The sequence below is a fragment of the Nostoc sp. UIC 10607 genome, assembly GCF_047228265.1.
In the GTDB taxonomy this organism is placed as follows: domain Bacteria; phylum Cyanobacteriota; class Cyanobacteriia; order Cyanobacteriales; family Nostocaceae; genus Nostoc; species Nostoc foliaceum_A.
Genome location: NZ_JBIQNW010000031.1, coordinates 1 through 12120, shown reverse-complemented (window position 1 = coordinate 12120; position 12120 = coordinate 1). Strand labels below are relative to the sequence as shown.

At 43.2% G+C, this 12120-nt stretch carries 10 protein-coding genes; 6 read left to right on the top strand and 4 right to left on the bottom strand.

What is annotated here, in order from left to right:
- Window positions 1–40: 40 nt before the first annotated feature.
- Window positions 41–1096, bottom strand: coding sequence for a tRNA 2-thiouridine(34) synthase MnmA (gene mnmA / locus ACEYW6_RS22630; RefSeq protein ID WP_412981523.1), 1056 nt, complete (start codon window positions 1094–1096; stop codon window positions 41–43).
- 317 nt (window positions 1097–1413) lie between these two features.
- Between mnmA and ACEYW6_RS22625 the strand changes: the two genes are divergently transcribed.
- Entirely contained in the window at window positions 1414–2349 is a 936-nt protein-coding gene (locus ACEYW6_RS22625; protein ID WP_412981522.1) for a hypothetical protein, read from the top strand.
- 331 nt (window positions 2350–2680) lie between these two features.
- Window positions 2681–3424, top strand: coding sequence for a DUF561 domain-containing protein (locus ACEYW6_RS22620; protein WP_196511323.1), 744 nt, complete (start codon window positions 2681–2683; stop codon window positions 3422–3424).
- A gap of 121 nt (window positions 3425–3545) precedes the next feature.
- Here the strand turns inward: ACEYW6_RS22620 and ACEYW6_RS22615 are convergent, their stop codons facing one another.
- The gene (locus tag ACEYW6_RS22615) at window positions 3546–4694 is read right to left on the bottom strand and encodes a DegT/DnrJ/EryC1/StrS family aminotransferase (RefSeq protein ID WP_412981521.1); all 1149 of its coding nucleotides are present in this window, start codon (window positions 4692–4694) and stop codon (window positions 3546–3548) included.
- A gap of 320 nt (window positions 4695–5014) precedes the next feature.
- Between ACEYW6_RS22615 and ACEYW6_RS22610 the strand changes: the two genes are divergently transcribed.
- On the top strand, window positions 5015–5791 hold the full coding sequence (locus ACEYW6_RS22610; protein WP_412981520.1) for an ABC transporter permease: 777 nt from the start codon (window positions 5015–5017) through the stop codon (window positions 5789–5791).
- 82 nt (window positions 5792–5873) lie between these two features.
- Here ACEYW6_RS22610 and ACEYW6_RS22605 read toward each other — a convergent pair whose 3' ends face one another.
- Window positions 5874–7634 carry a hypothetical protein gene (locus ACEYW6_RS22605; protein WP_412981519.1) on the bottom strand — a complete coding sequence of 587 codons (1761 nt, stop codon included), beginning with the start codon at window positions 7632–7634 and terminating at the stop codon, window positions 5874–5876.
- A gap of 648 nt (window positions 7635–8282) precedes the next feature.
- On the opposite strand from ACEYW6_RS22605, the gene ACEYW6_RS22600 reads away from it, so the two are divergent.
- The gene (locus tag ACEYW6_RS22600; protein ID WP_190896203.1) at window positions 8283–9509 is read left to right on the top strand and encodes a succinate--CoA ligase subunit beta; all 1227 of its coding nucleotides are present in this window, start codon (window positions 8283–8285) and stop codon (window positions 9507–9509) included.
- Between the two features lie 162 nt (window positions 9510–9671).
- On the top strand, window positions 9672–10553 hold the full coding sequence (locus ACEYW6_RS22595) for a succinate--CoA ligase subunit alpha (RefSeq protein ID WP_190896205.1): 882 nt from the start codon (window positions 9672–9674) through the stop codon (window positions 10551–10553).
- 199 nt (window positions 10554–10752) lie between these two features.
- Here ACEYW6_RS22595 and ACEYW6_RS22590 read toward each other — a convergent pair whose 3' ends face one another.
- The gene (locus ACEYW6_RS22590; RefSeq protein WP_412981518.1) at window positions 10753–10947 is read right to left on the bottom strand and encodes a hypothetical protein; all 195 of its coding nucleotides are present in this window, start codon (window positions 10945–10947) and stop codon (window positions 10753–10755) included.
- Window positions 10948–11303: 356 nt separating this feature from the next.
- Between ACEYW6_RS22590 and ACEYW6_RS22585 the strand changes: the two genes are divergently transcribed.
- Entirely contained in the window at window positions 11304–11984 is a 681-nt protein-coding gene (locus ACEYW6_RS22585) for a RibD family protein (protein ID WP_412981517.1), read from the top strand.
- The last annotated feature ends 136 nt before the right edge of the window (window positions 11985–12120 follow it).

Sequence of the window (12120 nt, the reverse complement as noted above, 5' to 3'; positions counted from 1 at the left end):
AGAGGGGAGGTTTTGGTTACTAACTAAACCGGGGTTGGGTTCAACTAAACTGTTCAATTATTCCGCCACCTAACACTTTCTCCCCGTCGTACCACACCGCAGCTTGTCCGGGGGTGATGCTGATTTGGGCTTCATCAAACACCAAACGCACACGGGAGTTTTCCAACGGAATTACTGTCACTGGTGTAGGTGTTGAACGATAACGAATTTGCACTTTGGCATGAATTGGGGTAGATGGTTCAGCAATGGAAACCCAGTTTACCCGTCCTACAGTGCATTCTGGCTGAGTTACCTTAGTGCGATCGCCTACTACTACTTTATTATTTGCCGCATCTAATTCAATCACATACAACGGTTCGGCAGCAGCAATTCCTAAGCCTTTGCGCTGACCAATGGTGTAGTGATGGACACCATCATGCTGTCCCAAAACTTTGCCTGTAGTATCTACAATATCGCCTGTTTTGGGAGCTAAATATTTATCCAAAAATGCCCGCATGGAACCGTTACTTTCCACTAAGCACAAATCTTGACTTTCTGGCTTATCAGCAGTTTTCAGTCCGTATTCAGTTGCGATGCGGCGCGTGTCAGTTTTTTCTAGTTCGCCTAAAGGAAATATAGTTGCTGCAAGTAAATCTTGAGACAAATCATAGAGAAAGTATGACTGGTCTTTATTGCGGTCAACAGCCCTTAATAACTGGTAACGTCCAGTTGCTTCGTCATAACTAATTCGGGCATAATGACCGGTGGCAATGCGATCGCAGCCCAATTCTTCACGAGCATACTGCACCATTGGCCGAAACTTCACCGTTTTATTGCACTGGGAGCAAGGTAAAGGCGTGATTCCAGCACTGTAACCAGTCACCAGGAAATCGACAATATGCGTCTGAAAGACATCTCGAATATCTACAACCTCATGGGGAACGCCCAATTGTTCACAGAGATCAGCCGCGTCGATCATACCTTCAGAGCAACATTGACCTTTGCCTTTCATTAGCCAAAGAGTCAAACCAATCACTTCATAGCCCTGATGGTGCAGGATAGCTGCGGCGGTGGAACTGTCAACGCCACCAGAAAGACCAACGACGACTTTTTTCATACAAAGCACGACACGATAGCTGCGTGGTTGTCCAATTGTAGCACACACTCTTCAAAGCCTTGCTACCAAAGCACTTCAGTTTTCTAACTGTTGACTGTTAACCGTCAACCGTCATCAGTCAACATGAAATCCCATCCCCTTTTAGGAGTGGGATGAGCTTAATCCTCCATTACCCTTATCTAAGAATAATTACAGATGTATTTTTTGCCACGCACATGAGCTAATTTTACGTTAACGCTATATAGTTGCTACAACGGTGAACTAATTAGTTCCTGATGGAAATTGCCTAGAAATACTTTGACTACTTTCTAATTACTATGTCGAGAGAAATACCAAGTCAATTTATCCCATTTCAGATGCTGCGCCGAAGTTCTGAGGGATGGAAGCCCACTATCAGACTTCTCTCCTTGTTAGTTGGAGGATGGTTACTGCTGATTCCAGACTCTACCCCAGTACAAGCACAAATCCACAACAGCAACGTGCTACTTGCTCAACAAGCAGGTGATACTTTACCGCCACCGCCAATTCCCTTTGGCCAACAGCCATCACCGCAGTTACAACCAGTGGAGGAGAGTCAATTGGAGCAGGATTTTCAGCCCTCCCAACCAGTACAAAACAATCAATTAGAGCAGAATTTTCAGCCATCTCAACCAGTACAAAATAATCAATTTGAGCCGAACTTTCAGCCCTCTCAACCTGAACAGTTTAGTCAATATAACCAGAACTTTGAGCGCTACTTAGTTTATGTAGATGGTAGCGATTTCCAAACGCTACAAGCAATCCGTCAGATTGAACCCAGTGCTTACATTCGCCAGTATCAAGGCCGAAATGTAATTCAGTCAGGTGTTTTTAACAGAGTATCTAACGCTCAACAACGGGTGAGTGAGTTAGAGTCACGAGGGATATATAGCGCCCGGATTATCAGCTTTGCTAACGGACAGGAAATAAATTCAGGCAATAGAAGCTTTGTAGGCGATCGCACTAATATAAATGCTAATAGACCAGTTTCTAGATATTATGTCGCCATTCCCACCACTCCAGAACAATTACCTACGATCGCAGCACAAATTAGGCAGAATCTAGCCCGATTTAGTCAAGATTTAGGACGATCTGGCGGAGTCCTCGAAAGGACGCAACCACGAGGGCCACACGTAGCAGTAGGGCCTTTTTCTGATCGATTCCAAGCTGAGGAATGGAATAAATATCTGCGAAATATAGGATACGGTAACGCTAGAGTTTACTACGGAAAGTGAATAAGTCAGAAGTGGGAACTAAGATAAATCCTCAGTAAATTCATTTTATCTAGATTCAGCATGGTGATCGCTCCTAGAACACCAATTCAGTAATCCTGGAAGAACCTCTCTCCCAACCCCTATCCGCATCGGAGAGGGGAATTTAGCTCCCCCTTCCCTGCTAGGGAAGGGGGCTGGGGGGTTAGGTTTTTGATTACTGAATCGATGCTCTAGAGAGGTCTGTTGTCTCCATAAAACTATCAAGATTTGGCAACTGCGATAGTGATTTAGTCCCCGATCAGCTGAGGAACGGTAGAATATACCTAATTTTCGTAGCTTCAAAAGCCAAACTATGACGATGCATTCTCCACTCCAACGTGCATTTAATAACCGCCGTGTTCTGAAAGTGATCAGCGGCTTAAATAACTTCGACGCCGCTAGCGTCGCCGCTACCGTTAAAGCTGCTGAATTTGGTGGTGCTACTTTTGTCGATATTGCCGCCGATCCAGCCTTAGTCCGGCTAGCTAAAAGTTTGACAAACTTACCAATTTGTGTATCAGCAGTAGAGCCAGAAAAATTTGTGCAAGCTGTAGCAGCTGGTGCTGATTTAATTGAAATCGGGAATTTTGATTCTTTCTATGCTCAAGGTCGCCGCTTTGAGGCTCTGGAAGTGCTAGCGCTGACTAAGCAAACCCGCGCTCTTTTACCCGAAATTACCCTATCTGTTACCGTTCCCCACATCCTAGAACTAGATCAACAGGTACAGCTAGCAGAAGAACTGGTGAAAGCTGGAGCGGATATTATCCAAACCGAAGGTGGTACTAGCAGTAACCCAGTTCACCCTGGAACTCTAGGATTAATTGAAAAAGCTGCTCCTACCTTGGCAGCAGCTTTTGAAATTTCTCGTGTGGTGTCAGTACCAGTATTATGTGCTTCAGGAATTTCTAACGTTACCGCACCATTAGCGATCGCTGCTGGTGCTGCTGGTGTTGGTGTTGGTTCCGCCATCAACCAACTCAATAGCGAAATAGCAATGATTGCCGCTGTGCGTGGCTTGGTAGAAGCCTTAGCAACTGCAAATGCAGTAATGAGTTAGGAGTGATGAGTTAGGAGTGATGAGTTAGGAGTGATGAGTTAGGAGTGATGAGTGATGAGTAGAAGAAACTTATTCATTCAAAACTCCAAACTTCAAACTCTTAACTCCAAATTTCTAACTATTAACTCATAACTTCTTTTAATGCATAAATTACCTGGTCTTGCTGCTGTTGTGTCAATTCTGGGAACATAGGCAAAGATATGACTTCATGGCAAGCTTGCTCTGCTATTGGTAAGTCTCCAATTTGATAGCCCAGACTTTGATAAACTGGTTGCAAATGTAAAGGGTAGGGGTAGTAAATCATTGAACTCACACCCTGCTCTTGTAATTGATTACGCACCCAATCTCGATATTTAGCGCTAGAACCATTTCGCCCTTCACCTGATATCCGAATAGTGTATTGATTCCATACCCCAACACCCTCAGGTAATTCTTGAGGCGGCACTATCCCTGGAACTTGACTCAGGAACTGATAGTAATAGTTGGCGATATCTCGTCGGCGATCATTCCAAATATCTAAATAACGTAGCTTAATCTGCAAGATGGCTGCTTGGAGAGCATCTAAGCGACTATTTACACCGATTTCCTCGTGTAAATATCGAATTTTACTACCATGATCCCGTAATATTCGCAGTTTAGTGGCGATCGCTGGGTCATTAGTCGTTATTGCTCCGCCATCACCACAACCACCAAGATTTTTGGTAGGGTAGAAACTAAAGCAACCAATATGTCCAATGCTTCCTACTTTTTCATTAGCCCACATTGCCCCTGTAGACTGAGCGCAATCTTCAATTATTGACAAATTGTGAGACTGAACGATCGCCATCAATGATGTCATATCCACAGGTTGTCCAAATAAGTGAACCGGGATAATCGCTTTGGTTTTGGGTGTAATCGCCGCCGCTACTTGTTCCACATCGAGATTAAAGGTAGTAGCCTCAATGTCAACAAAAACAGGCTTTGCACCAACGGCGCTAATTACTTCAGATGTAGCAATAAAGGTGAAAGGCGTTGTAATCACTTCATCGCCTGCACCAATCTCCAAGACTCGTAATGCTAAGTAGAGTGCATCAGTACCAGAATTACAAGCCACACATTGAGTAACAGTATTATAAGCAGCAAACTGTTGCTCAAAGCCTTCGACTAGGGGGCCGCCGATATAGCGACCAGAAGCCAATACTTCTAAGACAGCTGCACTTACTTCTGCTTCGATGGTGGTGTATTGCTGCTTAATATCAAAAGCAGGGATGGGATTTACACTTTGGATCATGAGTTCTTATTTTATCGGGAGATACAAAGGATGCACTTCGAGAGTCAATTTTTGCTGATTGAATTGTTAATCAAAAAGGAGCTACTAAAAGACTATCGCCCAAGATACGCATCTATTAGGGTTTTTACTTAAATTGTGGCGCAGTAAACTACCGCACATTTAATTTACAGATAGTAGGCATACTAAGTGTTTGCCATGTTAAGGTTGTACCATTTTGAATTGATGAAGGTGATATATATCAACCAAGATCCAACACATCGGATCAAAGTTCCAGGTGTGTGGGCTGCTTTGAAAAGAGAATACCAGGAGATAGAGAACCCATGCAGGATCTGATCAGGCTGGATTTCGTAGATTTAGCTATTGCTGTGGGATTGATGGCGATCGCCATTGGTTTATCTGCTTGGGAAAAATTAGGATTAGAGTTTAACTTAGCCCTTGCTAGTGGGAGAACTATCTTACAACTTCTTGTATTGGGATACATTTTAGATTTCATCTTCGCTTTAGACAATGCTTGGGCAGTTTTGGCGCTATTAGCAATAATGCTGATAATTACGGCGATTGTCGCACGAAATCGCATCAGCCAAAAAATTCCTCATGTGTTGCCTTTGGTGTGGGGTGCAATTTTAATTAGTACCGCCCTGACAGTGCTTTACACCAACTTCTTGATCATTCAACCAGAAAAATGGTACGAACCCCAGTATATAATTCCCCTAGCAGGGATAGTCTTAGGTAATGCTACCAATGCAGCTGCGATCGCAGGCGAACGTCTTGTCAGCACCATTAATTCCAGCCATCTCGAAATAGAAACCCACTTGAGTTTAGGTGCAACGCCCCAGCAAGCAGTTAGCCAGTACCGCAAAGACGCCATCAGAGCCGGATTTATGCCGACTCTCAATCAAATGATCCTCATCGGTATGGTGGCAATACCAGGAATTACCACAGGACAGTTATTAGCTGGTGTCCCACCCCTGGATGCTGTATCTTACGAAATTTTGATTGTATTTATGGTTGCTTTTGCTAATTTGTTGACAACAGTTTTAGTTGTGAAAGGGTTGTCTCGTCAATTTTTTAATTCTGCCGCGCAGTTAGTAAGGTGAAGGGATTAATCTACAATCCAAGAATATTTTATCAATCCCTTGTAGGGGCGCACAGATGTGCATTGGTGTCAAATATGTCTACTTATCCACCCAAAGTCCGTGTATAAATTACCTGACCTTGGGAATCATAGAGGAAAAGGGACAAGTTAGCATTGTCACTAATTACAGCTAAGGCTTCCCGTAAAATTTGCAAGTGATTGGTAACATCAACAGCAGTCTCCGAGTTCTCAGAATAAGGATTAGCCAAGTTATTTTGTCTTACTTGGTCATACTCAGGGGTTAACCGGACAATAATTCCTGCGTTGTCTATGCTAAATGTGCAAATCCGAATTCCATTAATACAGGTTTTATCTAGGTCAGTGCGGGTTTGTTGCAAACTACTAACAACTTGTAGTTTTTCTTGTGCTTGTTTGAGGGCTACTGAATAGGGTTCGATGAGAGACTGAGCCTGAGTGTAGTACAAGCTATCCTGGGAAATCTGTTTTGCAGTTTGCAAAGCCTGATCCCAGTATGTCGCCGCTGCTTGCCATTGGTTTTGTTGCTCATATACTTTGGCTTGCTTGGCAGTGCTAACGGCTTGTTGGTAGGTTTTAACAGCTAATCGTTCTTTGGTCGCGCGATCGCGTGCCCCTACTAACTTAGGTTTATAATCTAGCAACAGCTTTTCGGCTTCTTGGTATCCAGGACTAGTCCGGGGAATGCTATTCAAGGCATTAATGGCCACGAGCCAAGTAGACTGCACTTTTTGCCAGTCATTCAAGGATTTAGCAGTAGCTTGCCGATTCTCGGCTGCATTAGCCACAGCTTTTGCTGCTGTTATTTTTTTCAGCCATTTTTCCTCAGTAAATATCTGTTGATTTACAGCGTGCAAACGGACACGATAATTTAATAATTTCCCTTGCACTAGCCCATAGAGTTCACTGCCGGAGCTTATAGTTTCTAGTGGCGCTATAGCCTGTCGCCATAAGTGTTGCCTAGCTTGTAATTCCTCTAGGCTATGTGCGGGAGTTTGAACTTTTTGTGTCGCCAAGGATGCCGTTTGCAAAGCCTTGACCACCTGGTTGATTTTTTCTGACCGTCCAGACAAACTTGCTTTTAGTTCTTCTGCCACCTGGGAATGGGGTGACCAACTAGGAATTGTGTTCAAGGATGCGCTGGCTGCCGTAAATTGCTGTTGTAGTGCGACTAATTCTTTTTCAGACTTGGCGCGGCGCATCAGTTGTGGAGATTTTGTTTTTAATTGCTCGGCGTTTTGTATTTCTTTACACTCAGACATTACACAAGGGCGAGTCAAGAAGTAAGCACCACCGCCTAAGACTACAATTCCCACCAAGACTGCACCCAGTAAGATAGGTTTGATTTGGAATGCTGGCTTTGAAGCCGACAAATTCGGCGCATCTGCAAATGGGTCAAACGCTTCCTCTTCCTCTGTCTCATCGATGAATGGAAAATATGTCAAAGCTGAAGAAGACGCGGCGAATTCTTCCCCCTTGTCTCCTTGTCCCCTTGTCCCCTTGTCCTCTTGTCCATCTCCCCATTCCCCTATCTGCATAGCCAAGAAACATTTGGCATAAGGGAGTTGTTCACCAAAAATTCTGAGGAAACATTGCACTCGCTGGTATCTGTGGGGTGCTAGAGACTGAAGTACTTCCTCAATTACTGCAAAGATTATCTGAGCGTCAACTATTACATCTGATTCGTGTTGCGTTAAAATCATTAGCCCGTCTTTATTGACGGCACACTTAACCTCGAAGACTTCAGCCGTTGAGACTTCTACAAGTAATTGTTCCTGCAAAGTTTTGGCTAAAAGCTGTAAATCTTCCTGCTGGACTGCTACTTTCATAGAGCTTTCCCGCTGAACTTCTATATTGTTTTGATTATCTTTAAGGGGATGAAATGAACTTTTTAGGTTTGTTGAATGCAAATGCACAGTTTAACCAACCACAGCCTGAAAATTTGAACGACCAACTTTCTAACACAAATTCTGGGTTTTCACCAAAAATTAAAAAAGCAGTTATTGTTCGCGTCGATACATTTTCACAGTGCTAGATGCAAAATTAAATAATCTGTGCTCAGATATAAATTACAAATAAAAAATGGGAATAATAGAGATTTTGGGTATTTTCACTGCATTATTTCGTGACAATTAAATTCACGGTATATACTGCTGTGCAAAATTCTAGTGGCAGAGCAGTTGTGACAAATTTATCCAAAGGTTAAGGAAAGGATGCTAAGTCAGAGGGTTTTGACAGAAAGGTAGTTATCTTCTATGCTGAGAAACTTACTGAGGAGATTAATGACGTATTGTGGGTCTGCCACAAACAGGTTTGCTATCGAAATTAATGTGCCTCATTTGCTTAATTCGATAAAATTGATCCGTGAAAAAGAAATTTTTATAGCTGCCAAAAGCTTAATTCTGCAATAAAAGTGCTGCAAAATATTAAGACAGCACTAAGCAAAGGCTTGGAAAGTGTGAATGCAAGGTGTATCAATGGATTTATTAGAGTATCAAGTTAAAGAATGGTTTGGGAAGATAGGCATTCCTGTATTGCCTTCCCAACGAATTGACCATCCCACAGATTTGAAACGTTTAAAAATTCGCTTTCCAATTGTACTGAAATCTCAAGTACATGGAGCGGAACGGGCAAAAGCAGGTGGAGTCAGGTTTGCCGAAACGACAATTGATGCGATCGCAGCGGCTCAAAATATCTTTAGTTTACCAATCTGGGGCGAATTGCCGGAAGTTGTGCTGGCAGAATCCCAATACGACGCCAACCAGGAATTTTATCTAGCGGTGGTTTTAGATACTGCTGTTTGCCGACCAGTACTTTTAGGTTGCAAAGAAGCAGACATTGATTGGGAATCCGCTGGGGAAAGAATGCATCATGTTGTCGTGGAACAGGAATTCTCGCCTTTTTATGCCCGACGACTGGCTTTGAAAATGGGTTTGCAGGGGACGCTGATGCAGTCGGTAAGCAGCGTTGTCCAGAAGATGTACCAGTTATTTGTGCAAAAAGACCTGGATTTAGTCGAAATAAATCCCTTGGCAGTTAGTGCTAATGGTCAAGTTATGGCTCTTAATGGTAAAGTCAGGGTCAATGAACGGTCGATCAAGCGTCATCCAGACCTCGCCGAGATGGCAGCAAAAATTATCAGCCGTAATACCAGTACTGGAATAAATGGTATATTGGGCGACTGGGATGGCGTGAAAATGCACGGGAAAATCGGTATTTTAGGTAATGGTACTGGTTCAGTGATGGCAACTTTAGATTTAGTCGCTAATGCTGGTGGCAATCCAGGTGTTTGTTTGAATCTACGTCATGCTTTCCTTACAGATACTACACCAACTACCTTCCGCGATCGCCTAGAGACAGGTCTAAAAATACTGGAGGCTGACAAAAGCATTCAAGTAATACTAATTAATTTTCTAGGTAGCATTCCTCAAACGGAAGAAGTAGCAGAAGTTATAGCTAAAGTTGTGCAGCAAGACAACAGCGAAATTAAATCACAGGTTGTAAATTCTAATGGTAGTAAAATTCGGCGAGAGCGGAATTTTAAACCCTTGGTTGTTCGTCTTGCTGGGTCTGAATTTAATGCTGTTAGAACATATTTAGCAACACTAAAAACTCACAGCGACGCGCTCCTGGTGGTAGAAAATTTAGATGAGGCAGTGGCGGCAGCAGTTCGTCTTGCTAAACCAATGGCTAATAAAAAGTAGTGATTGTCATTTTGTTCCAATTCAAAAATCAAAAATTATTAATTTTTACCGCGTAAACATATCGTTGGGCATTGGGTATTGGGTATTAATTATTCCCCTAATCCTTACCCCCCTTGCCTAGCGGTTTAACTCACTGGGTTGTCAAATTTACGGTAATTTTTTATGAACCTAACGCCAGAAAGTAAAGTCTTAATTCAAGGCTTTTGTGAATTTATATCAGGCACTCATGTTGCTCAAATGAAAGCTTATGGCACAAATTTGGTAGCTGGTGTCAATCCTGGATGTGGCGGACAGGAACTGCATGGACTGCCAGTATTTGACTTAGTAGAAGAGGTAATAGAACAACTTGGGGTAATTGATACAACAATTATCTGTGTAGATCCTTACGACGTTCTAGATGCGGCATTAGAAGCGATCGCATCCCATATTGCTCAAATTATTATTATCACCGCCGGCGTGCCACCTTTGGATATGGTGCAATTACTCCGCAAAGCCGAGGCCTGTGAAACTTTGGTAATCGGGCCCAACAGTCCTGGGATCATTGTGCCAGGAAAAATTCTTTTAGGTACTCAACCTAGCGAGTTTTATACTCCTGGGGCAGTAGGGATCGTTAGTCGTAGTAGTACGCTCACCTACGAAGTTGCTTACGAATTAACAAAAGCCGGTTTAGGGCAGTCGATTAGTGTCAGCATTGGTAGTGATGCGATCGTTGGTTCCTCATTTCTTCAATGGCTGCAAATTCTTGATGAGGATGAAACTACAGAGGCGATCGTTTTAGTCGGTCAACCTGGTGGCGGTAGTGAAGAAGCAGCAGCCCGATACATTGCTGAGGCAATTGATAAACCAGTAATTGCCTACATTGCAGGTAGACAAGCACCACCAGGAAAAAGTTGGCGTCAAACTGGTACTTTAGCAACGGTTATCGGACGCGATCCCAACTTTGGCACAGCCCAAAGTAAATTAGCTGCTTTCAAAGAAGCGCAAGTTCCAGTAGCTGAACGTCCTTCTCAGATTCCAGAATTATTGAGAAAGGAAATTAAGTGAACTACCGCACACTTTCTCTACGCGGTAAATGTGGGCTTCTCAATTGATTGGCAACAGCCTTGGCAGTAGTAGACTTGCGCCTATACCGCTTTGGTCTGAAGTTTGCAATAAACCTATTTTGCGTCAATAAGACCTGAATCCTTACATTTTCCTAAATCTTATCCTTACCTTTTTATTAGTTAATCATCAGCATATAAACTCAATTATCAAAAGTTACTAAACCTATAGGAACGGCATAACGTAATAGACCTACAATGTCATAAATATCTAATCTCTTCATTAATTGCACTTGTTGTGATTTAAATATTTTAATACTGATCTTTAATAACCCTGCAATTTTTTTTCCAAACGCGATCGCCAATACTCGAAACGCCAACAACACATTCCGCGCCATCAGCGCTACTATTAATGTCGGTAAGTTGGATGAGGGTAGCCTGTGGGGGTAGGTTCAATTCTATTCACAAGTTTCCGCTTACTGATTGAACCTGAGATTTTTCGCTCTCGCTGAGTCAAGGTATTGATAGTCTGCCATTGCTGACGGGGCGACGAAATAGATTAAAAAGATCATGTATTCGATAACTATCGCTCATGGACAGCATCACATCAGATAAAAGCTTATATCGATTGGGCTTGTCAGTTTAAATCTAGTGATATTGCTAGCCTAATAACTATTCTCGTAATGAGAATTGCTGCTATTCATGACAAAGAATTCAAAAAGGTAAAATTATAAAGAACCGTCAGAACGTAATCATGTCAACTATCCAAACAACTGTGGTTCTTGCCATGACGGCCGATGGAAAAATTAGCGCCGTAGATCCTCAAGCGCCTCGTGAATCCGATGCAGCTGATCAAGCACATTTAGAGTATCAAGCCTCCCTTGCCGATTTAGTCCTGGTAGGAGCAGGAACGATTCGGGCTGAGGGGGGAACCTTTACAATTCGCAATCCCGAACTGTTGGCAGCACGTGAGGTTCGGGGTCAGTCTCCCCAGCCCATTACCTGCGTTGTCTCAGGTTCTCTTGACCTATCGCTGGACTTGCCTTTTTTAAGCCAGGACATTCAGCGATGGATATTTACGACACGGGCTGGTTTGGAGCGCAATTCTGATACAACAACCTTGCAAAAACTGGCTGAATTAATTGATTTGGGAGATACAGACTTGGACTGGGATCGGGCGTACAGCTTGATGGCAGAGCGAGGTATTCACAAGGTCGTTGCTTTGGGAGGTGGCTCTTTAACAGCGGCTCTAGTAAAGGCAGGGCGAATTGACGATTGGTGGTTGACAATTTGGCCGGTCATTTATGGAGGAAAGCACGCCCCTAGTCCAGTCGAGGGAGAGGGTTTTCTTCCCAATGCTGCGCCTAATCTCCAACTCGTCGAAACTCGCCAGGTTGGAAGTGAGTTGTTTTTACACTACCGCACACTCAATTAAAATAGGCTCCCAGAATTAAGCGCTATTCTCGTTGATACTAAAAAGCGCCCTCCCAGTCAGGGAGAGCGCTTTTTGATTTAGCTAAACTTCAGAATTAACCGTTGATAGCAGGAGCAGTCAGAGCGACAGGAGCAAC